This is a genomic window from Thermoactinomyces daqus (assembly GCF_000763315.1).
GTDB classification, from domain to species: Bacteria; Bacillota; Bacilli; order Thermoactinomycetales; family Thermoactinomycetaceae; genus Thermoactinomyces_A; species Thermoactinomyces_A daqus.
Genome location: NZ_JPST01000012.1, coordinates 81,418 through 101,906, shown reverse-complemented (window position 1 = coordinate 101,906; position 20,489 = coordinate 81,418). Strand labels below are relative to the sequence as shown.

Sequence of the window (20,489 nt, the reverse complement as noted above, 5' to 3'; positions counted from 1 at the left end):
ATGAGATGAACGCCCTTAAGGACAAAAAATTTCCAAATGGTTCGGCACTGTCTCCACCCGTCCGTTGAACTCGCCGCCCCACTCTCCGTCCAGATTCAGCTTCAACGGTTCGGGTGTGTCAATCTCAAGCTCGTTTGTTTGAAAATAGACGATCCGGGAATCGCGAACGTGCTCCCCCTTAAATGCGAGGGCGGCCAATTGCAGCAAATCGGAGATGTTGGTTTTGGGCACGATCAGGACATCCAGCATGCCGTCGCTCAGATCGGCAGCGGGAGCAAGCCGCCCAAAGCCGCCGACCGAAACGCTGTTCGCCACGATAAACAAGAGAATCTCCTCTTCCCACTCTCCTTGCGGCGTTTTCAGCTTGATCGGAAACGGTTTGCTGATCGTGCCCAACTTTTCAATCGCTTTCGCATAATAGGCCAGCGGGCCGATCACCGTTTTCAGCCGGCTCGGTGCTTCATACGTCACCTCGGTGATCCGCCCGGCTGCTGCTACATTGATAAAATAGCGCCCGCCAAATTTGCCCACATCCACCATCATCGTTTTCCCGCTGGCCACCACATCACAAGCATCGCACAGATCGCGCGGAAGTTTCAAGGCCCGAGCCAAATCGTTGGTCGTTCCCCCCGGCAGAATGCCCAGCTTGGGCGGGTCGGGAACCCGGGCCAATCCGTTGACCACTTCGTGAATCGTTCCATCCCCGCCGGCGGCAATCACTATATCAAAACCGCGCTCAGCCGCCAATGCAGCTTCTTCCGCGGCACTCCACGGTTTACTCGTCGCATAACAAGAAGTTTCATATCCCGCTTTTTCCAACCTTTTCAATAAAAGGGGCAATTTTTTCTCCACCAGTTCGCGACCGGCGGTCGGATTGTAAATCAGGCGAGCACGCTTCATTTCTGCCCACCCCTTTTCTCGGCTTTAAAATCCTTCCAACAATCTGCCTTCCATCGACTTTTATCAACGTTCCCAGTGTTAAGTTTACTCATCGTCCCCGCTCACTTCAAAGTGATTCTGATCAAACCTGTGTCGATTTTTCTTCATTTTCCTTTATTATCTTTCCCAATAACGCGATAAACCGATCATAACCGACAGGCACAACCCGGGGATGGATCAGAAGGCAGGGAGGCAAACCTTTACGGAAAAAAGGCCTGGATCCGTTTGAAGCTGGGATCCAAGCCTTTTCCACAGGAAGAGATCAGTGCGGAAGGTAAACCAGTTGCAGGATAAACAGGACTGCAAAGATATACACCAGCGGATGAACCGTTTTCCACTTCCCTTTAAAAATTTTCATCAAAGGATAGGAGATGAAGCCAAGGGCAATTCCCGTTGCGATGCTCGATGTGAGCGGCATGCTCAAAATAACGAGAAAAGCGGGAAACGCTTCGTCGATTTCTTTCCAGTTGATCTGGCTCACATGGCTGACCATCAGCGAACCCACGATGATCAAAGCCGGGGAAGTAATGGCCGAAATGCCGGAAACTGCGCCGATCAACGGGCTGAAAAAGGACGAGATCGCAAACAGGATCGCGATGACCACTGCCGTCAAACCGGTTCGGCCGCCGGAAGCGACACCCGAAGCGGATTCAATATAGGCGGAGGTGGGGCTTGTACCAAACAGTGAACCGACCAGGGTAGCCAGCGAATCCGCCAGCAACGTACGCTCCCCGCGCGGCAGTTTGTCTCCCTCCATCAGATTGGCCTGCCTGGCCACCCCCAGAACCGTCCCGGTCGTATCGAACAACGTAACCAGCAAGAAGGAAAATACCACGGCATACAGCCCGAAATGAATGACATCCTGGAAGGCGTGTACCGGGCTGATGGCCAGATGATCGGGCAGATGCGGCATGGAGACAAATCCTTTTTTAAAAGAGAGCAAACCCATAAAATAAGCGCAAATTCCCGTCACGATCATCCCGATAAACAAAGCCCCGTTAATGTTCAGCGCCAGACAGATCAGCGTGACAGCCAAACCGATCAGAGTAAGGATGGCCGAGGGTGAATGCACATTTCCCAACTGAACCAAATTGGTCGGGTGTGCCTGAATCAGACCGGACATGCGCAAACCGATAAAAGCGATAAACAACCCGATTCCGGTGGTAATCGCACTTTTCAGATTGCCGGGTATCACCTCAATCAGTTTGGTGCGCACCGGTGTCAGGGATAAGAGGACAAACAAAAGGCCTGCCACAAACACGGCAGCAAACCCGGCCTGATAACCGAGCCCGGCGTGCGCCTTGACCACGGAATAGGCAAAGTAGGCATTGAGCCCCATGGCCGGCGCGATTGCGATCGGATAATTTGCAAATAAGCCCATGATCAACGTGCCCACAACCGTGGCAATGATCGTGGCCATAAAACTCATTTCAAAGGGGACACCGGCATCGGACAGAATAATCGGATTGACAACCATGATATAGGACATGGTCACAAAGGTCGTAATCCCGGCGACAATCTCTCTCCGAACAGTTGATCCATATTGTTGTATCTTAAACATCGGCGATTGTTCCTCCAAATACGAATATTAGCCATAGCCATGTTATATAATATTCGTTTATATTAAACGATGCAAGGTTTATTTTATAAAATGCACTTTCAATAAAAAACCATGCCAAAAACAAGTCGGCATGGTTGGAAAAGATGGAACACCAAAGTTGCATTCTTTCACAACAACATAAAAGGGCCGAAGCTGTTGCCCGCCTTGAACAACAGCTTCGGCCCGTCTTGTTCGGTAATCTTCATCTTAATCTTCTTGCAGCCAATTTGTGTGAAATACCCCTTCCCGGTCGATCCGGCGGTAAGTGTGGGCACCGAAATAATCGCGCTGAGCTTGCAGCAGGTTGGCCGGAAGCGAAGCCGAACGGTAGCTGTCGTAATAGCTCAGGCTGCTGGCAAACGCCGGAACGGGAATCCCGTTTAACACAGCGGTGGCCACGACATCGCGCCATGCATCTTGATAGGATTCGACAATCTCTTTGAAATACGGACTCAGCAGCAGGTTGGGAAGGGCCGGATCGCTTTCGTAGGCTTTGGTAATATCTTGCAGGAAGCGGGCCCGGATGATGCATCCGCCGCGGAAGATTTTGGCGATGGCCCCCAGGTTCAGATTCCAGCCAAATTCATCCGATGCCGTCTTCATTTGTGCGAATCCCTGAGCATAGGAACAGATTTTGCTGGCATAGAGCGCTTTGCGAATCGACTCGATAAACGCAGCGCGATCCTCCACAACCGTACAGGGCAGGTTGGGTCCCTTCAGTTCCCGGCTCGCCCGAATTCTTTCTTCTTTCATCGCGGACAGGAAGCGGGCATAGACCGACTCCGTGATAATCGTCAGCGGCACACCGAGATCCAGCGAACTTTGGCTCGTCCACTTTCCGGTCCCTTTTTGCCCTGCCGTATCAATGATCAGGTCGACCAAAGGTTTGCCTGTTTCTTTATCCACTTTGGCAAGAATATCGGCCGTGATTTGGATCAGATAGCTGTCCAACTCCCCTTGATTCCACTCTGCAAAAACCTCGGCCATCTCCTGCGCTTCCATTTTCAACAGATTTTTCATCAGGAAGTAGGCTTCGCTGATGAGCTGCATATCCCCGTACTCGATTCCATTATGTACCATTTTCACATAATGGCCGGCTCCATTCGGACCGATATAGGTGCAGCACGGTTCGCCGTTCACTTTGGCGGAAATGGCCGTCAAAATCGGTTCAACCTGTTCGTACGCTTCTTTTTGCCCCCCGGGCATGATCGCCGGGCCTTTCAGCGCCCCCTCTTCTCCGCCGGAAACGCCGGTGCCGACAAAATGAACTCCCAAACTGGCCAGATCGCGGTTGCGCCGAATTGTGTCCTCATAATAGGCATTTCCACCGTCGATAATGATATCGCCCGGTTCAACATATTTCTTCAGTTGCGTGATCATTTCATCCGTCGGTTTCCCCGCTTTGACCATGAGCATAATTTTTCGCGGTTTTTTCAGGGAATCAATAAATTCCTGCATTGTATAGGTTCCAACCAGTTTTTTCCCCGGATTTTCATGGATAAGTGCTTTGGTTCGCTCCGGCGAGCGGTTAAACAGAGACACCGTAAAACCTTTGCTTTCCATGTTGAGTGCCAGATTTCTTCCCATGACGGCCAGACCGATTACGCCAATATCGCTGTTTGCCATCGATTTTCCCTCCTCATTCACGCTGAATTTCTATACCTATTTTCCCATTCCTCATTCTCCTTACTCCTGTTATCCACTAAAATTTTCATCGTAATAAAAAACATGGAAAGGAGAATGTTGCCTCCACAATCAGAGACAAAAAGGAACCGATTTCGCTCTTTCAAGCCAAACGGTTCCCCTGTATGAATCAAGTTTCCATGCTCCTCAGCTTACCCTGTGGACACCTCTGTCTGCGCTTCAATCAGTTTTCGCGTATACCGGGAGAGAGCCTTTCGTTCCAGTACACCCCACAAGCTGGACGTTCCGTAATAAAGGGCGGTTGCGACCGGGGCTGACCAAAGAATAAAAAGAGCGATCCCGGCCATCAGGAAAAAGTTCATTTTCGCCTGACCATTCACATTTGGGGTATACTCCCTTGGAATGAGGGAGACCCGACTCGCCAAACCGGTCAGCAGTGCGATGATCAGCGGCAGCAAATGCCACGGGTCCCGTAAACCAATACTGTCCACCCATGGCACCAGCACGGAGGACGCCTGTGCTCCAAGATGAGAAAATACGGCAAAAACCGCCACGAGAATCGGTGACTGCAACAGGGCATTTAACAGCATGGAGAAAGGATTGAATTTATGTTTTTGCATCAGGTTTGCGATCTCCCCGCTCAGTTCTTCCTTCGAGCCGGTCCATGTTTTTTGCAATTCAGCCGCTTTCCGGGAAAAAACAAACTGACTGGCCATCAAGCGGGCGGTTCTGAGCGAAACGGGAATCAGGCAAACGCGTACGAGCAGAGTAAAGAAGATCAGCGCCAACCCCCAGTCGCCCAGCCACTGATACAGCTGGTCAAACGCGGGCTGAAGCAAATGCGCCAACTTTTGAATGATTGTCCAATTCGTCATCCGGATTCCTCCTCGTTTTTTTATGAAAACAAGGTGGAATCCATCCGTCCTTCCCCATCGGCATTTCCCATCTTCATGCGAGTGACGAGAAGCCAGCTTTCACGCGAAGGCAAACATTGCCGTTCACGGGGAAGTATTGCTTTGCTGGCGCAAGTCGGCTGAACCCGGGTGTGCGAAAAATGAAACTGAAACCGGACCGACCATAAAAAAGCACAAGCGGTCAGCAACAGCAGAACACATTCAAATGCGGAAAGGTCCCAGTCCAAATTTCGCCACCCCTTTCATCCTATCGTCGTTTATCATTATAACCCGGAATTTCGGGAAGGGCTACAATTCTTTCTCTTTCCCTGCATAAACCAGACGTTTTGAATCAAACTACATTCGTAGATTCTTACTTAGGAGGGTCGTTCATGAAACGCGTTGCCATTGAGTCAGGTCTTACCCCCATCCGCGAATACTTAAGCCGGGAAGGATTCCAAGTGGAAGATCTGAACAACAGCACGGCCAATCAAAATCAAGGCCAATACTCCGCGATTCTCATTTCCGGGAAGGACCGGAACATGATGGGCATGGAAGACATCGTCCACAATTGCCCGGTGATCAACTGCGACGGGCTTACACCCGAACAAGTATGCGATCGATTAAACCGGCTCCCCCAATGAGAATAAATGCCTGTTTTAAACGTTCGAGGCTGTTGACCGATCAGATCAGCAGCCTCGAACGTTTTGTCGCTTCCAATCTCCTGCTTAAAAACCGGGGGTCGGTACCGGCGTCACAGGGGTTGGCGACGGATCGGGATTATTGTTGCGGGCAGGAGGATCCGGCGGCAGTCCATAACGTTGTGATCTCAAAAAGCGCTTTAATTCCCAGTATGCTTCCCGGTTATGATAAAACGCCTGGCACAGCAGGTAGTAATCGGGATGCTCAGGACTGCAAACATACTTTTGCAAATCAATCCACCTCCTGTTCAATTCTTCACTATTGTATGTTCGTCTTATCCGCAATGAGCCTGGGCCAAAATGCCTTCGCCGTCCGGAAGCTGTCGAACACTTAAACAGAAGGGATTGTGGGATTTTCCGCAGCAGCCTTTTGCTCTTTGACAACGGATGCGATCCAGCGGGAAATCAGGGGATGCGGCAGATAGGTTTTGCCGGAATATTGCACATCAAGCCCCTGCAACCGACCGGGGACCACCTTTCTCGTAAAATAACCTTCGCTCAAGAACAGCGGGAGCACAATGACGCGGGAAAAGGTGCGACGCAATGCTTCCGCTTTTTCCCGGACGCTGTCGGGATGCAGGGTGGCGCATGCAGTCTTCCGGAAGCCCATTTTTTCCTGAAGTTGCCTGGCCAGGCTGTTCATACTGTTTTCCCATTTCTCCTTAAAGCCGGGAAGTTCACTTCCGTGCCCAACCAATAACAGCGCTTCCTGCTGCGGCTGTTCAGAAAGTTCACGGGCACGTTCGAGCAAGATTTCCGCAATCAAGGGATGATCGTCCATCGCGTCCGTCATCCGGACTTGCGCCTTGATCGGCAATCTCTCTCCCTCTGTTTCAATCTGCGGCTCGGACACCAGCCCCAAATAATATCCGATCTCTACGATATGCGTACTGCCGGAAGAAACAAACAGCGGAACAGCGATGATCTCGGTGACTCCCGCGGTTTCGAGCGCCCGGATCCCGTCCAATATCGTCCGTCCCTCCACCATTTCCAGAAAACCTGTCGCCACAGGCAGGTCCACTTCCACCCGGCTTACCGCTTCATCCACCAGTTGGACCCATTCCGGTTTACTCGATCCGTGAGCAATGACCAGAATCCCTCTTTTTCCCACGATATCACCTCATCCTGGCTAAACTGTGAGAAGATATTGCCCTGTTCTCAACCCGTAAGGCGCTGGGAGGACTTCCATACCAAGAAGGCAAAAATCAAACTGATCACCCCGCCGATCAGACTGTACGAATAGATGAACAGGTTGGCGAGTCCGTCTGCCGTCAAGAGGCAGATGGCCAGCCAATAGATCAGTCGCGAAAAGGGGTTCCCTCTCCATTCCTGATAGGTGATGAAAAAATATAAGGCGATCAAAAAATAGTGGATGGCCAAGACCGGCATATCCCCTGTATACAGTTGATAAATCCCCGATAAAAGAAAGAAAATGACGATTACGATATGAAAAATCTGCAATCATGAGCCTCCTTTTTCTGCAAACAAGCTTCAACTCGGGTTTTCGCGCCCGATGATCAGCCACGGGGAACCGCTCCCCTCCGTGTTTGCTTTCCTGTTATCCCTGGGTATGCCGGGAAAAGATCAATGTTTTTTTGCGAAAAGGAGCCCGCCTTCATCCGAGGCGAGCCCTCCGAAACAAGAATTTTATTTGATTTCTTCCAGAATGAGTTTGTTGACAAGCTGCGGATTCGCTTTGCCCCGCGTCTCCTTCATCACTTGGCCGACGAGAAAACCGAGCGCCCGGTCTTTCCCGTTTTTAAAGTCTTCGATCGACTGCGGGTTATTGGACAGCACTTTCACGACGATCTCCTTGATCTGGCCTTCGTCGCTGATTTGCGTGAGCCCTTTTTCCTTCACGATTTGTTCCGGATCTTTCCCGGTTTGCAGCATTTCCTTGAATACTTTTTTCGCGATTTTGCTGCTGATGGTTCCGTTCTGGATCAACTTGATCATCCCGGCCAGATGAACCGGCTTCATTTTGATTTCGCCGATTTCTTTTCCCTCAGCGTTAAGGTATCCGAGCAACTCGGTAATGATCCAGTTGGAAGCGGTTTTCGGATCCGCTTTTTCCATTACGGTCATGTCGAAATAATCGGCCACCGCTTTGGATCCGGTCAGGATGGCCGCATCATAATCCGACAGCCCGAACTCACGCATATAGCGCGCTTTGCGGGCATCCGGCAGTTCAGGAATCGAACGGCGGATCTCTTCTTTCCACGCTTCGTCGATGTGCAGGCGAACCAGGTCAGGTTCCGGGAAGTAGCGGTAGTCATGCGCTTCCTCTTTGCTTCTCATCGTTTTGGTGCGGTTTTCGTTTTCCAGCCAGCGCAGCGTTTGTTGTACCACCTGTTCACCGCGATCCAACAGTTCCGCCTGGCGCTTTTGTTCATATTCCAAAGCCCGTTCCACGTTGCGGAAGGAGTTGAGGTTTTTCATTTCCGTTTTGGTGCCGAACTCCGTTTGCCCCACCGGACGCAAACTGATATTGGCATCACAGCGCAGCGAACCTTCTTCCATTTTTACATCGGAGACGCCGGTATATTGGATGATCGTTTTCAATTTTTCCAGATAAGCCCGCGCTTCAGCCGGCGATCTCAGATCCGGTTCGGAGACGATTTCGATCAGCGGAACTCCGACGCGGTTAAAGTCGACCAGGGAGCCTTCTCCGTTTTCAATGTGGTTGAGCTTCCCGGCATCTTCTTCCAAGTGCAGACGGGTGATGCCGATGCGCTTTTTCTCCCCGTTCACTTCGATCTCAATCCAGCCATTTTTTCCGATTGGCTGGTCATATTGCGAGATTTGGTACGCTTTGGGCAAGTCCGGATAAAAATAGTTTTTCCGGTCGAACTTGCTGTATTCGGCAATCTCGCAATTTAAGGCCATCGCCGCTTTGATCGCGAAGTTGACCACCTCGCGATTGAGCACGGGAAGAACTCCCGGATGCCCCAGGCAAACCGGGCAGGTATGGGTATTTGGCGGCGCACCGAATTCGGTGGAACAGTTGCAGAAGATTTTCGTCTTGGTGGAGAGCTCAACGTGAACCTCCAGTCCGATTACTGTTTCATATTTGCTCATGCCTCGATCCCTCCCAACGGCGGAACGGGTAAGCGTTCCGTTGCTTGCTCATAAGCGTGCGCCACACGCAGGATCGTCGACTCGTCAAACGCTTTGCCGATCACCTGCAATCCGACCGGAAGTCCGTCCGCCAGACCGCAGGGAACGCTGATCGCCGGCAATCCCGCCAGGTTGACCGGAATCGTCAAAATGTCGTTCATATACATGGTCAGCGGGTCATCCACCTTTTCCCCGATTTTGAAGGCGGTTGTCGGGGCGGTGGGGCCGACGATCACATCCACTTCTTCAAAGATGCGTTCAAAATCCTGACGGATCAAGGTGCGGACCTTTTGCGCTTTGAGATAGTAAGCATCATAATAACCGGAGCTGAGCGCATAAGTCCCGAGCATGATCCGGCGCTTCACTTCCGGGCCAAAACCCTGGCTCCGTGTTTCCAGGTACATGTCCAGCAGATTTTTGCCGGGTTTGCGTACTCCGTATCGCACTCCGTCATAGCGGGCCAGGTTGGAAGAAGCTTCCGCCGGAGCGAGCAAATAGTAGGTGGCGACAGCATACTCGGAATGCGGCAGCGATACCTCCTTGATGGTGGCTCCCATCTGTTCCAGCTTTTGAATTGCCTCTTCCACACGTGCGCGGACGCCGGCTGACACGCCTTCCCCCATCATTTCCTTTGGCACCCCGACGGAAAGACCCTTGATCTCCCCGGTCAACGCACTCAAATAATCAGGAACCTCCACATCGGCGGAAGTGGAATCTTTCACATCCAAGCCGGAAATCGCTTGCAGCACATAGGCGGCATCCTCGACATTTTTCGTCAGCGGGCCGATTTGATCAAGCGATGAGGCGAAAGCGACCAAACCATACCGGGAAACGCGTCCGTAAGTAGGCTTCAGCCCGACCACTCCGCAAAATGCCGCAGGCTGGCGAATCGAACCACCCGTATCCGAACCGAGTGCAAAATAGACTTCGCCTGCTGCGACAGCTGCGGCAGAACCCCCGCTCGAACCGCCGGGAACCCGTTCCAGATCCCATGGGTTACGCGTCAGCTTGAAAGCGGAATTCTCCGTCGAAGACCCCATTGCAAACTCATCCATGTTCAGCTTGCCCATGGCGATTGCGCCGGCCTCATTCAACTTGTCCACCACTGTCGCATTGTAAATCGGCACATAATTGGCGAGCAGTCTGCTCCCGCAGGTGGTCGTCACTCCTTCGGTACACAAGTTATCCTTTATGCCCGCCGGCAACGCGGCCAAAATCCCCCGCTGATCCTCTGCGGCCAATTGCTCGTCCAACTTGGCGGCGCGCTCCATGGCCCCTTCCTGATCGACGAGGAGAAAAGCGCCCACCTCTTTATCTTTCTGTTCAATCTGCCTGAGCGACTCTTCTGCCAGATCCCGCGCGGAAAGTTCCCGGCTGGCAAGCCGCTTATGTATTTCTTTGAGCGATTCTCTTAACAGCGACATCGTTCTCCCCCTTACTCTTCAAATACTGCCGGAACGCGGAACATGCCATCCTGCTGATCCGGTGCGTTGGCCAAGGCTTTCTCACGCGGAAGCGAGGGCACCACTTCGTCTTCACGCAAAACGTTTGCCATCGGAAGCACATGGCTCGTCGGTTCCACCTGCTCCGTCTCCAATTCATTCAATTTCTCGGCGAATTGCAAAATATTGTTAAGCTGAACCGTATATTGGTCCGCTTCCTGTTCGGTCAGTTTCAAGCGGGCCAAGGCAGCCACTTTTTGCACTTGTTCTTTTGAAATCGTCATCGTTTCACCTCCGAAATTCGCTCAATCGGTACATTGGAAACCTATTTCCAGTCTTCCCATTCAAATCTTTCAACAGTATAGCACAAAACGGGCTGATTCCTCATCATACCCTTGCGACAAAATGGCAAATGGGTAGAGTTAGAATATATTTTTGTGTCGAAATGTTGAAATCTTTTCAGTATAATAAGTATAATTCCATTATTTTTATCAAATTTATGAAATCAGGAGGGCTCGGACGTGAAAAATCGTTGGATTTCGATCCTCGTTTGGGCTGCGATCTCCGCCCTCGGCGCAGCAGGTTTCGCCATTTTGGCCCTGCACCGGGGCGAATCGGTCAACGCCATGTGGCTCATCGTCGCCGCCATTTGCACTTATGCAGTCGCTTATCGGTTTTATTCCCGTTTTATGGCCAGAAAAGTTTTTGAATTGGATGACAATCGAAAAACTCCGGCAGAAATTCATAATGACGGAAAAGATTTTGTGCCGACCAACAAATGGATCTTATTTGGACACCATTTTGCGGCGATCGCCGGGGCCGGACCGCTGGTAGGGCCGATTCTGGCTGCCCAGATGGGCTATCTCCCGGGAACCTTATGGATTATCGTCGGGGTTGTCCTCGGAGGAGCCGTACAGGATTTTATCATCTTGTTCGGGTCAATGCGCCGCAACGGCAAATCGCTTGGGGACATGGCCCGCGAAGAAATCGGTCCGGTCGGCGGATTTACTGCGATGTTTGCCATCCTGGGCATTATGATCATCCTGATTGCCGTCCTCGCATTGGTCGTCGTGAAAGCGCTCGCAAACAGCCCGTGGGGAATGTTTACCATCGCCATGACGCTCCCGATCGCTTTGTTCATGGGACTGTACATGCGGTATATCCGCCCCGGCAAGGTGCTGGAAGTATCCCTGATCGGCTTTGTTCTGCTCTTGCTCGCTTTATACGGCGGCCAGTATGTTTCCCAGCATCCTTCGCTCGCAGCCCTGTTCACGTTTGACGGAAAGACGATTGCCTGGATGATGATCATCTACGGCTTTATCGCTTCGGTTCTGCCCGTGTGGCTGCTGCTGGCTCCTCGCGATTACCTCAGCACGTTTCTCAAGGTTGGAACGATCGGGGCTTTGGCGCTCGGAATTCTGCTGGTGATGCCGGATTTGCAGATGCCTGCGTTTACCCGTTTTATCGACGGAACCGGTCCCGTTTTCGCCGGCAATCTGTTCCCGTTTGTGTTTATCACCATCGCCTGTGGTTCCATCTCCGGATTCCATGCGCTGGTCTCTTCGGGAACAACGCCGAAAATGATCATGCGCGAATCGCATGCGCCGATGATCGGCTACGGGGGCATGCTGACCGAATCGTTTGTCGCGATCATGGCTTTGATCGCCGCCTGTGTCTTGACGCCGGGAACCTACTTTGCGCTGAACAGTCCCGCTTCGGTGATCGGCACGGATCTGGCAACCGCCGCCCATACGATTTCCCAATTTGGCGACATCTTTAAAGTCACGCCGCAAGATCTTCAGCAGTTGGCGCAATCGATCGGGGAAAAAACCATCCTGTCCCGCACAGGAGGCGCTCCGACGCTGGCGATTGGAATGGCCACCATATTCTCGAGCATCATCGGCGGCAAAACAATGATGGCTTTTTGGTATCATTTTGCCATTCTCTTTGAAGCCGTCTTCATCCTGACCACCATCGACGCCGGAACGCGGGTGGGGCGTTTCATCCTGCAGGACTTGCTAGGCCGCTTTGCCCCCAAACTGGGCAAAACCGACTGGTACCCGGCCAACGTCCTGTCCAGCGCGCTCATCGTCGCCGCCTGGGGATATTTCCTCTATCAGGGTGTAGTCGACCCGCTTGGCGGGATTAACACGTTATGGCCGCTGTTTGGAATCGCCAACCAGATGCTGGCGGTCGTCGCCCTGGTCGTCGGCTCAACCATATTGATCAAAATGGGCAAAACGGCTTACTCCTGGATCACCATCGTCCCGCTTGCCTGGCTGACGGCAGTAACCATGACAGCCGGCTGGCAAAAGCTTTTCCATGAAAAAGCGTCGATCAGTTTTCTGAAAGCGGCCGATGTCTACCAAAAAGCAATTTCCTCCGGACAGGTGCTGAACCCGGCCAAGTCGGTCGAAGAAATGCAAAGAATCGTGCTGAATAATCAGATCGATGCCATTCTTACTGCGATCTTCATGATTTTGGTGGCCGTGATCGTCATTGATGCAATCCGCGTCTGGTACAAAATCCTGGTCAAGCGTGAAAAGCTTCCATTAAAAGAATCTCCCTATATCGGCCGTCAATCCGGGGTGATCGGGGGATGATGCGCATGAATGGCGATCAGGCCTGCCCCAAATGGAAACGGGCTTTCCGAAAAATCGCCAATGTGCTGAATGAAATCGCGGGAGTGCCCAACTATGAACGCTATCTGGAACATTTCCGGAAAGCTCATCCGGATGAAACCCCGCTGACCGAAGCGGAATTTCACCGGCGGGCCATCGACGAAAAATACGGGGGAGGCTCCATCCGCCGCTGTTGTTAACCTTTCTCCAACCTCTTCTTGCATAAAAAGAATCCCGGTCTGAGATGATGTAAGTAGAGGAGGAGAAAGAATGGCCGGATTGTTGCTTAAATTGATCATCTGTCCGCTCGTCGTAATCTTCGCAGACCGGGTCCTGAGCGAAGTGTACTTCTTTAACATTTATCAGGCCATCGTGACCGGCGTTTTGCTCGCTCTGACGGGGCACTTGATGGAAATCATCTTTCTCAGGCGCGGGCGTCTTTGGGAAAATAACGTCCTCGATTTCATTTTCGCTTCGCTGATCGTCTATTTTGTCGGCCAACTGCTCCCAGGCGCATATGTCAATGTGTTTGGCGCTCTGGTGACAGGATGGCTGCTAGCCGTGACGGAACATTTTCAGCACCGCTGGTTGCTTCGGACTGGCAGGACGCAAAAAGAGCTTGCTTAAAAGCGCAGCAAAAAACCAGGCCCTGAACCGCCTGGTTTTTTGTCATTTCAGATGTGCCCCGTTTTCCGACTGTTGCTTCGTCTCTCCCGCCTTTTCATGATCTTGTGCCAGTTTCACCGGTTCCGGCTTTTTCTCCTCATCCTCGCTCAAAATCCCGTTGGTGGCTTTTTTAAACTCACGTATGGATTTGCCGACAGCCCGTCCCAGTTCGGGAAGTTTTTTCGGGCCGAACAAGATAAGAGCGACGACGAAGATCAGAATCCATTCAATTCCGCTGATACTCACTCTCTTCCCTCCTTTAAGGGACAAGTCACAACATTTCTATTTTATTATATACCGGAAACGGTTACACCCAAAGGAGGGAAATCTTATCTTGGAGAAAAACCATTTCGGGAACGCTGCTTTTTGCGATACCACTGGAACAGGAAATAGAGCAGAAGCAGCACACCGGCGACAATGGCCGCATCATCGGTGTAGGGAGCGGCGATCTCCTCGATCTCTTTCCAACTACTGCCCAGCTGCATTCCCAGATATAAAAACAGTACCGACCACGGAACAATCGCCAGCGTGGTCAACAGAGTAAAGCGGGACAGCGGCATTTTGGAAATTCCGGCCGGAATGGAAATGGCATGGCGAACGACCGGAATAAAGCGCGCGCCAAAGATCACACCCGTGCCGTAACGGTCAAACCAGGACTCTGCCACATCCAAATGCTTTTTCTTGATCAGGAGATATTTGCCGTACTTCTCCAAAAAAGGGCGGCCGCCGTAATAACCGATCCAGTACAGAAAAACCTGGGCCAGAACCCCGCCGATCGTGCCGGCAATCAGGGCTCCGACAAAATTGATTTGCCCGGAAGCGATGAGAAAACCGCCATAGGCAAGAACGATTTCGCTCGGAATTACCTCAACCATCAGTCCAAGAGCGATGCCGAAATAACCCAGACTGGAAAGCCACTCCAGCACCGAATAGATAAATTGGTCCATTTTCGTATCCCCTTACCTGCCTTTTTCATTGCGATTTTCTGTGAAGTGTCATAATGGTCGGCGGGGCCCCTTCGCTCCCATCTTGGCAATGGTCGCTCAAAGGGGTTTCACTCCCCTCCGAATGTTGTTAATTTTCATCCCGGATTGTTTTAGACAGGGCATAAATGTTTTCTATCATCTTTGATCATAATGGAAGGCAATGTTTGCCGTCCAGCCAATTACCAGAGATGTCACAAACTATTCTATGCAACAAAAAACCCGGGCTTGCCCTTTTCGGGAAGTCCGGGTTTTATCCGGCGCTTTTATTGACCCCTTTTTTCAACGTCTTTTCGCGCTCTCCTGAAGTCAGCGAAAGAGCCTGCATGATCTGCTTCTGCCAATCTTCTTCTTTCAGCAGTTGCTCGTCAAACCGTTTCTGCGTTTGTTTGAGAGAGATGATCTCCTTTTGAATTCCCTCAACCGTTTCGCTGGTTTCACTCCATTGCCGGCTCAATTCTTCCACACGGGTTTCGACACGGAGCAAACCCTCACTCAGCTTGGCAAGATCCGCTTTCATCTGTTCAATGTTGGCGCTTTGTACGTCCAGCCGTTCCATAATCGCATGCAATAAGGACTTTACTTCATCCATTACATCAGCCTCATTCGTTTCCTTTTTATTCCATTATAAAGAAAAAACACAGGCTGTACAGTATTTGTTCTGAATTTTTAATCATCCGTTTTGGATGCAATCGGGAAAGTTCGGGGGCAGCGATTCATAAAAAACCGCACCCGGATTTGGATGCGGTTTTTCGGAGATTGGTTTAAAGTTGCTCAGAGACCACTTGCGCTTGTGTGAACAGCAAGAGGTAGTCGCGTCCGCCTGCTTTGGAGTCGGTTCCGGACATGTTGAAACCGCCGAAAGGATGAACGCCAACCAATGCGCCTGTGCATTTGCGGTTGAAATACAGATTGCCGACGAAAAACTCTTCGCGGGCTTTTTCCAAATGCAGACGGTTGCGGCTGATCACGGAACCCGTCAGGCCAAACTCGGTGTTGTTGGCAATTTCCAACGCATGGTCAAAGTCTTTTGCTTTGATGAAAGCGACTACGGGACCAAAGATCTCTTCCTGAGCGATGCGGGCATCTGGTGCCACATCAGCGAATACCGTCGGTTGAATGAAATAGCCGTTTCCTTCCGCTTTCCCGCCGCCGGTCATCAAGCGCCCTTCTTTTTTCCCGATTTCAATATACTCGAGAATTTTATTGTACGCTTTTTCATCCACAACCGGACCGAGGTCGATGCCCGGCGTTTGCGCTTCGCCGACTTTCAATTGGCTGGTTTTAGCCACCACTTTTTCCAACAGTTCGTCATAAATATCCTGATGTGCAATGACGCGTGAGCAGGCCGAGCATTTTTGCCCGGAGAACCCGAATGCCGATTTGACAATCGTCTCTGCCGCAAAGTCCAGATCACAATCGGAATCGACAACAATGCCGTCCTTGCCGCCCATCTCCGCGATGACGCGCTTGATCCATTTTTGTCCCGGCGCCCGTTTTGCAGCCAATTCATTAATGCGCAAGCCGACTTCTTTGGAGCCGGTGAAGGAAATGAACCGGGTGAGCGGATGGGTTACAAAGTATTCGCCCACTTCGCCGCCGGGACCCGGAACGTAGTTGACCACGCCATCCGGCACCCCGGCTTCGTGCAAGACTTCCATGAATTTCGCGGCGATCACGTTGGTCGGAGTGGCCGGTTTCAGGACAACGGTGTTTCCGGTGACAATGGCCGACGTGGTCATTCCCACCAAGATGGCAAGCGGGAAGTTCCACGGCGGAATGATGGCGCCAACTCCGAGCGGCCGGTAATAAAGATGGTTGTCTTCACCTGGAATGCGCACCAACGGTTGCCGCTCGCTTAAACGGATCATTTCCCGACCGTAAAACTCCATGAAATCGATGGCCTCAGCGGTATCCGCATCTGCTTCCACCCAGCTTTTTCCCGCTTCGAGCACCATCCAGGCGGAAAACTCATGCTTTTTGCGGCGGAGAATGGCAGCCGCCTTAAACAGCAGAGACGCCCGTGCCTCCGGTTTTACTTTTTTCCAGCTTTTAAAAGTTTCATATGCCGTTTGCATCGCTTTTTCGGCCAATTCGGTATCTGCTTCGTTAACAATCCCGATCACTTCATCCACATTGGACGGGTTGATTGATTTTACCTTGCGGCCGGTTTTGATCCGTTCCCCGCCGATAATAATGTCATACTCTTTGCCCATCTCCGCCTTTACTTTCAATAAAGCGGTTTCAAAAGCTTTCCGGTTTTCCTCTTTGGAGAAATCTGTAAAGGGTTCGTTTTTAAATTCGATCATCAGAGGTACCTCCTTTTTAGGCAAAAACCTTTGCGCAACAGGATAAATCGATTGGACCATTCCCGGACGTTTCCATTTTACCTTATTGTCATTAGGTTCATCAATGAGGGAATTATATACCTATTGTTTAATTTCATTTATGAACATATAATGAAAATGGTCTTTTTCACCTAAATAATATGTAATCAATTAATTTTCTCGAAGTGGAGGAATGGGAAATGTCCCTTTCGCGCAAAGTGGTGCTAACGTTGGCTGGAAATAAAGCGGTTACATCGTTTGTCTCCAACTATGGCATGAAACTGGGAGCCGCCCGTTTTGTCGCCGGAGAAAGCTTGCGTGCTGCAATGGACAGGGTCAAGCATTTGAATGACGAAGGATTGATCGTCACTTTGGATCACCTCGGCGAAAGCGTTACCAGCCGTGAAGAAGCCCTCGAAGCAACCCAGGCCGCCATCGACATTTTCGATGCCATCAAAGAAAACGGTGTCAACTCCAACGTATCAGTCAAATTGACGCAACTCGGTTTGGATATCGATCATGCATTCTGTTTGGAGAACATGAACCGGATTGCCCAAAAAGCAAAAGAAACCCAAAATTTTGTCCGCATCGACATGGAAGATACCCCGCGTTTGGATGTGACCATCGACATCTTTAACACACTGGTGGACAAATACGGAAAAGACCATATCGGATTGGTGATTCAATCCTATCTCTACCGATCTGAGCAGGATGTTATCAATCTGGGTAAGAAAAATGTGAATTTGCGCATTGTGAAAGGGGCATACAAAGAGCCTGCCAGCGTCGCTTTTCCGAACAAAAAAGATGTGGATCGCAACTATGTAAAACTGGTTCAGCTTCACTTGCAAAACGGAAACTATACGGCAATCGCCACCCATGACGAAGCGATCATTCATGAACTGAAAGCATGGTTGAAAGAAAACCGGATTCCTGACAATCTCTATGAATTTCAAATGCTCTACGGAGTGCGTAATGGCTTGCAGCGACAACTTGTCAGCGAAGGCTATAAAGTTCGTGTCTACACTCCGTACGGCATGGACTGGTATCCCTATTTCACACGCCGGATCGCCGAGCGCCCGGCCAACGCCTTTTTCGTGTTAAAGAGCTTCTTCCAAAATTGATCACTTTTTCTGCTTCTGTTCCTTTTGTCGCTATCCTGGGAACGGGGTCGAGTGACTTTTCCTCCTTCCTGTCACCCGAACCCCAAGGACAGAAGCATTTTTTCCATAAAAAAGCAACACAGATCGGCTGGTTTGCCGCAAACTCCTCCTTTTGCGCCCCTTTTCGATTCTAACCGATCGACTCCTTTCATAAAATTTAGCAACTTTTCCAAAAGGAGCGATCGTATGCACCACCCTGATTCACATGCGTTTGAACAGCGCTTTTGGCTTCCGGTCTTAAAAGACCACTGCCAGTTTATCCTTGATGCCCTTTCCCCCGGAGAACAAGAGGAAATTCAAAAGGCTTCTGCCCTGCTGCAAACCTTCTTGCAACTGGCGAAACGGGCGGAAACAGCTGATTTGGAAGTGTGCCAGAAAGCAGCCGAGGAGCTGAGAGAATTTAAATTGCATCTTTTATGCCGGTTGCTTACCGACCAGTTTTCCTTTCATCTTCCCCCTACGTTCATCAATCACATGGTAAATGAGCTGGAAGAATATATGCGCATCCTGTCCAGCCTTCGCCGCGGTCAAACCCCTCCGCCCCTGCACCCGCTGCATCATCACCTGTTGTGGCTGCCGGACGCGGCCGGACACGCCGAAGGACTGCAAATCAACACGGACGGAGTGGAAAAGAAAATCAAGGAAAAGCAGCACCACTTTATCAAAACCTTTGAATCTTTTTATATTAAGGCGGTTGAGTTAACCGGATATCTGCGCACCCGTCTCCATCATTTCCCGTCCCTGGCCCGTTTCAATAAAGAAGTTGAACTGGAAATCATCCTGTTTCAGTCTTTTTTAAAAGAGCTGGTGGAAATGGGACTGACCAAAGAAGTGCTGGGGACGATTGCTCCGCTGATGGCCGACCATATGTATCGGGAAGAATGCTATTATCTGCACAAACTGGCACAAGTTTCTGCCGCCAGGCAACCCAAATGCTCCCCTTTTCCCAAAGAATGAGACGCATCCAATCAAGAAAGGCCGACCGGACATATTTTATTGAAAACAAACAGGAGGAGTCTGCGATGGGCAGCGTCATCAGTAAATGGGAAAACGCTCTTCTCATGCGGCAAGACGAATATGTGGCTCCGCATATCCCGATCACCCACCGGCTGAGTTCGGATACCCTGAAGCACATGCTTCAGTTTTTTCCCTTTGTCTATCTGAAGCCCGACAATTCCTGCCAGGGAAAGGGGCTGATGCGCATCGACCGGCTGGAAAGCGGACATTTTGCACTCCGCGTACGGGATGACGGAACCCGGTCCGTTCACGCATCGCATGCTTCCCTTCTGCAGGCGATTCACCGCAAAAAAATGAACCGCCGACACTATATCGTCCAGCAGGGAATCAACAGCAAAACACTGGGCGGTCGGATGTTTGACATCCGCACTCATCTCATGCGCATCGACGGCCGCTGGGTTGTCGTCGGCATCGTGGCGCGGATTGCCCGCGAAAAGGGATTTGTCACCAACGCCTACAGCGGTGGCAAGTCATACCACGTGTTTCCGCTCCTGGTCGAAAAACTGGGCTATGGCGAAATGGAAGCCCGCTTTCTGATCGATCAAATGATGCGTCTTTCCCGCCGGGCAACCAAGCGGATCAGTTCGGTCTATCCCAAATGGTCCGAATTCGGGCTGGATATCGGAATCGATCAGGAGGGGCATTTATGGATTTACGAAATCAATGTCCATCCCGGAACCCTCGTTTTCAAAAACTTAGGCGACGCAGAACACCAACATATTCTGGAAATGCGAAAGCGGGCAGGGTAAACCGGGATTTTCCGGCGAAAATGCGTTGCAGGCCGGGCCATGTCTCCCTGCTCGCCTCCTCATGTTCCGGATGATCGCCCGGTAACCCCCCACGCTCCCCCCATTTTGCTTCACTTTCTTTATGTGTTCTTCTCTTTCAGCGCTTCCAGGTTGACGCATAAGGCGACGAGGCAATGGCACACTAAGAAAAAACAGGGAGGCGATTGATTTGAATCATGTCATGCATCTCATCATCAAATTTCTGCTGACCAGTATGATTTTATATGCCATCCTCGGCTTTATCTATGGCATCGATTCTTCCACCGTGTTGTTGACCAGCGTAATTTTGACCCTGATCGGCTATTTTGGAGATCTCTTTCTGCTTCCGCGCATGGGAAACGTTTTTACGACCGTGTCCGACTTAATCCTTTCTTTTATCGTTGTCTGGGCGTTGGGAACCTGGCTGTTTGACAGGGACATCGGTACGCAGGATTACCAAACCAATCTCGTTCCGCTGTTCCAAATCTCTCTGGTGATCGCGATCGTATATACCGTTGTTGATTGGTTTTACCACCGATGGCTGTTTAAATATATGGGGAGAAAAGAAGTTTTTTCGCGATAAAAAATCCCCCGGCCGTCGTGGGCAGGGGG

Annotated in this window: 23 protein-coding genes; 8 read left to right on the top strand and 15 right to left on the bottom strand. The window is 50.9% G+C overall.

Features of this window, described 5'->3' with window-relative positions; genetic code table 11:
• Nucleotides 1-15 precede the first annotated feature (15 nt).
• The 5 genes from JG50_RS0105360 to JG50_RS0105340 all read right to left on the bottom strand — a co-directional run bounded on the left by JG50_RS0105360 (nt 16) and on the right by JG50_RS0105340 (nt 5,324).
• Nucleotides 16-900 carry a YegS/Rv2252/BmrU family lipid kinase gene (locus JG50_RS0105360; RefSeq protein WP_033100080.1) on the bottom strand — a complete coding sequence of 295 codons (885 nt, stop codon included), beginning with the start codon at nt 898-900 and terminating at the stop codon, nt 16-18.
• A gap of 301 nt (nt 901-1,201) precedes the next feature.
• Nucleotides 1,202-2,500, bottom strand: coding sequence for an NCS2 family permease (locus JG50_RS0105355; protein ID WP_033100079.1), 1,299 nt, complete (start codon nt 2,498-2,500; stop codon nt 1,202-1,204).
• Between the two features lie 246 nt (nt 2,501-2,746).
• Nucleotides 2,747-4,165, bottom strand: coding sequence for an NADP-dependent phosphogluconate dehydrogenase (gene gndA, locus JG50_RS0105350; RefSeq protein ID WP_033100078.1), 1,419 nt, complete (start codon nt 4,163-4,165; stop codon nt 2,747-2,749).
• A 209-nt stretch (nt 4,166-4,374) separates the two neighbouring features.
• Nucleotides 4,375-5,058: a YidC/Oxa1 family membrane protein insertase gene (locus JG50_RS0105345; RefSeq protein ID WP_033100077.1), complete on the bottom strand. Its 684-nt coding sequence runs from the start codon at nt 5,056-5,058 to the stop codon at nt 4,375-4,377.
• Nucleotides 5,059-5,078: 20 nt separating this feature from the next.
• On the bottom strand, nt 5,079-5,324 hold the full coding sequence (locus JG50_RS0105340) for a hypothetical protein (RefSeq protein WP_033100076.1): 246 nt from the start codon (nt 5,322-5,324) through the stop codon (nt 5,079-5,081).
• A 144-nt stretch (nt 5,325-5,468) separates the two neighbouring features.
• Between JG50_RS0105340 and JG50_RS0105335 the strand changes: the two genes are divergently transcribed.
• Nucleotides 5,469-5,720 carry a YkuS family protein gene (locus tag JG50_RS0105335; protein ID WP_033100075.1) on the top strand — a complete coding sequence of 84 codons (252 nt, stop codon included), beginning with the start codon at nt 5,469-5,471 and terminating at the stop codon, nt 5,718-5,720.
• 84 nt (nt 5,721-5,804) lie between these two features.
• Here the strand turns inward: JG50_RS0105335 and JG50_RS0105330 are convergent, their stop codons facing one another.
• The 6 genes from JG50_RS0105330 to gatC form a co-directional block, all read right to left on the bottom strand.
• On the bottom strand, nt 5,805-6,008 hold the full coding sequence (locus tag JG50_RS0105330; RefSeq protein WP_033100074.1) for a hypothetical protein: 204 nt from the start codon (nt 6,006-6,008) through the stop codon (nt 5,805-5,807).
• A gap of 100 nt (nt 6,009-6,108) precedes the next feature.
• Nucleotides 6,109-6,888 (bottom strand): sirohydrochlorin chelatase, encoded by a 780-nt coding sequence (locus JG50_RS0105325; protein WP_033100073.1) that lies wholly within the window; start codon nt 6,886-6,888, stop codon nt 6,109-6,111.
• 47 nt (nt 6,889-6,935) lie between these two features.
• Entirely contained in the window at nt 6,936-7,238 is a 303-nt protein-coding gene (locus JG50_RS0105320) for a hypothetical protein (protein WP_033100072.1), read from the bottom strand.
• Nucleotides 7,239-7,424: 186 nt separating this feature from the next.
• Complete coding sequence (gene gatB, locus JG50_RS0105315) at nt 7,425-8,855, bottom strand: Asp-tRNA(Asn)/Glu-tRNA(Gln) amidotransferase subunit GatB (protein WP_033100071.1); 1,431 nt, start codon at nt 8,853-8,855, stop codon at nt 7,425-7,427.
• Complete coding sequence (gene gatA / locus JG50_RS0105310) at nt 8,852-10,318, bottom strand: Asp-tRNA(Asn)/Glu-tRNA(Gln) amidotransferase subunit GatA (protein ID WP_033100070.1); 1,467 nt, start codon at nt 10,316-10,318, stop codon at nt 8,852-8,854. Before gatA ends, gatB begins: the two co-directional genes overlap by 4 nt.
• A gap of 11 nt (nt 10,319-10,329) precedes the next feature.
• Entirely contained in the window at nt 10,330-10,620 is a 291-nt protein-coding gene (gene gatC / locus JG50_RS0105305) for an Asp-tRNA(Asn)/Glu-tRNA(Gln) amidotransferase subunit GatC (RefSeq protein ID WP_033100069.1), read from the bottom strand.
• A gap of 237 nt (nt 10,621-10,857) precedes the next feature.
• Here gatC and JG50_RS0105300 point away from each other — a divergent pair, with 237 nt between their 5' ends.
• From JG50_RS0105300 to JG50_RS0105290, 3 genes are all read left to right on the top strand, one after another.
• The gene (locus JG50_RS0105300; protein ID WP_033100068.1) at nt 10,858-12,939 is read left to right on the top strand and encodes a carbon starvation CstA family protein; all 2,082 of its coding nucleotides are present in this window, start codon (nt 10,858-10,860) and stop codon (nt 12,937-12,939) included.
• On the top strand, nt 12,936-13,157 hold the full coding sequence (locus tag JG50_RS0105295; protein WP_235281613.1) for a YbdD/YjiX family protein: 222 nt from the start codon (nt 12,936-12,938) through the stop codon (nt 13,155-13,157). Before JG50_RS0105300 ends, JG50_RS0105295 begins: the two co-directional genes overlap by 4 nt.
• A 70-nt stretch (nt 13,158-13,227) precedes the next feature.
• Nucleotides 13,228-13,584: a DUF2512 family protein gene (locus JG50_RS0105290; RefSeq protein WP_033100067.1), complete on the top strand. Its 357-nt coding sequence runs from the start codon at nt 13,228-13,230 to the stop codon at nt 13,582-13,584.
• A gap of 42 nt (nt 13,585-13,626) precedes the next feature.
• Here JG50_RS0105290 and JG50_RS0105285 read toward each other — a convergent pair whose 3' ends face one another.
• The 4 genes from JG50_RS0105285 to pruA all read right to left on the bottom strand — a co-directional run bounded on the left by JG50_RS0105285 (nt 13,627) and on the right by pruA (nt 16,918).
• A complete protein-coding gene (locus tag JG50_RS0105285) occupies nt 13,627-13,869 on the bottom strand; it encodes a twin-arginine translocase TatA/TatE family subunit (RefSeq protein WP_033100066.1) in 243 nt (80 codons plus the stop codon).
• An 83-nt stretch (nt 13,870-13,952) separates the two neighbouring features.
• Nucleotides 13,953-14,570 carry a DedA family protein gene (locus JG50_RS0105280; RefSeq protein WP_033100065.1) on the bottom strand — a complete coding sequence of 206 codons (618 nt, stop codon included), beginning with the start codon at nt 14,568-14,570 and terminating at the stop codon, nt 13,953-13,955.
• A gap of 289 nt (nt 14,571-14,859) precedes the next feature.
• Nucleotides 14,860-15,198: a hypothetical protein gene (locus tag JG50_RS0105275; RefSeq protein ID WP_033100064.1), complete on the bottom strand. Its 339-nt coding sequence runs from the start codon at nt 15,196-15,198 to the stop codon at nt 14,860-14,862.
• A gap of 172 nt (nt 15,199-15,370) precedes the next feature.
• Nucleotides 15,371-16,918: an L-glutamate gamma-semialdehyde dehydrogenase gene (pruA, locus tag JG50_RS0105270; protein WP_033100165.1), complete on the bottom strand. Its 1,548-nt coding sequence runs from the start codon at nt 16,916-16,918 to the stop codon at nt 15,371-15,373.
• Nucleotides 16,919-17,133: 215 nt separating this feature from the next.
• Between pruA and JG50_RS0105265 the strand changes: the two genes are divergently transcribed.
• The 4 genes from JG50_RS0105265 (at nt 17,134) to JG50_RS18680 (ending at nt 20,460) form a co-directional block, all read left to right on the top strand.
• Nucleotides 17,134-18,054 (top strand): proline dehydrogenase family protein, encoded by a 921-nt coding sequence (locus tag JG50_RS0105265; RefSeq protein WP_033100063.1) that lies wholly within the window; start codon nt 17,134-17,136, stop codon nt 18,052-18,054.
• 225 nt (nt 18,055-18,279) lie between these two features.
• A complete protein-coding gene (locus JG50_RS0105260; RefSeq protein ID WP_033100062.1) occupies nt 18,280-19,050 on the top strand; it encodes a DUF2935 domain-containing protein in 771 nt (256 codons plus the stop codon).
• 65 nt (nt 19,051-19,115) lie between these two features.
• Nucleotides 19,116-19,859 carry a YheC/YheD family protein gene (locus JG50_RS0105255; protein ID WP_033100061.1) on the top strand — a complete coding sequence of 248 codons (744 nt, stop codon included), beginning with the start codon at nt 19,116-19,118 and terminating at the stop codon, nt 19,857-19,859.
• 208 nt (nt 19,860-20,067) lie between these two features.
• Nucleotides 20,068-20,460, top strand: a complete 393-nt coding sequence (locus JG50_RS18680) for a DUF2512 family protein (RefSeq protein WP_052154020.1) — start codon at nt 20,068-20,070, stop codon at nt 20,458-20,460.
• Nucleotides 20,461-20,489: the final 29 nt, after the last annotated feature.

Excerpts from the sequence above, each read along its gene's own strand:
- JG50_RS0105360 (WP_033100080.1), bottom strand. The coding sequence starts at position 900 with ATGAAGCGTGCTCGCCTGATTTACAATCCGACCGCCGGTCGCGAACTG.
- JG50_RS0105355 (WP_033100079.1), bottom strand. The coding sequence starts at position 2,500 with ATGTTTAAGATACAACAATATGGATCAACTGTTCGGAGAGAGATTGTC.
- gndA (WP_033100078.1), bottom strand. The coding sequence starts at position 4,165 with ATGGCAAACAGCGATATTGGCGTAATCGGTCTGGCCGTCATGGGAAGA.
- JG50_RS0105345 (WP_033100077.1), bottom strand. The coding sequence starts at position 5,058 with ATGACGAATTGGACAATCATTCAAAAGTTGGCGCATTTGCTTCAGCCC.
- JG50_RS0105335 (WP_033100075.1), top strand. The coding sequence starts at position 5,469 with ATGAAACGCGTTGCCATTGAGTCAGGTCTTACCCCCATCCGCGAATAC.
- gatB (WP_033100071.1), bottom strand. The coding sequence starts at position 8,855 with ATGAGCAAATATGAAACAGTAATCGGACTGGAGGTTCACGTTGAGCTC.
- gatA (WP_033100070.1), bottom strand. The coding sequence starts at position 10,318 with ATGTCGCTGTTAAGAGAATCGCTCAAAGAAATACATAAGCGGCTTGCC.
- gatC (WP_033100069.1), bottom strand. The coding sequence starts at position 10,620 with ATGACGATTTCAAAAGAACAAGTGCAAAAAGTGGCTGCCTTGGCCCGC.
- JG50_RS0105295 (WP_235281613.1), top strand. The coding sequence starts at position 12,936 with ATGATGCGCATGAATGGCGATCAGGCCTGCCCCAAATGGAAACGGGCT.
- JG50_RS0105290 (WP_033100067.1), top strand. The coding sequence starts at position 13,228 with ATGGCCGGATTGTTGCTTAAATTGATCATCTGTCCGCTCGTCGTAATC.
- JG50_RS0105280 (WP_033100065.1), bottom strand. The coding sequence starts at position 14,570 with ATGGACCAATTTATCTATTCGGTGCTGGAGTGGCTTTCCAGTCTGGGT.
- JG50_RS0105275 (WP_033100064.1), bottom strand. The coding sequence starts at position 15,198 with ATGGATGAAGTAAAGTCCTTATTGCATGCGATTATGGAACGGCTGGAC.
- JG50_RS0105265 (WP_033100063.1), top strand. The coding sequence starts at position 17,134 with ATGTCCCTTTCGCGCAAAGTGGTGCTAACGTTGGCTGGAAATAAAGCG.
- JG50_RS0105260 (WP_033100062.1), top strand. The coding sequence starts at position 18,280 with ATGCACCACCCTGATTCACATGCGTTTGAACAGCGCTTTTGGCTTCCG.
- JG50_RS0105255 (WP_033100061.1), top strand. The coding sequence starts at position 19,116 with ATGGGCAGCGTCATCAGTAAATGGGAAAACGCTCTTCTCATGCGGCAA.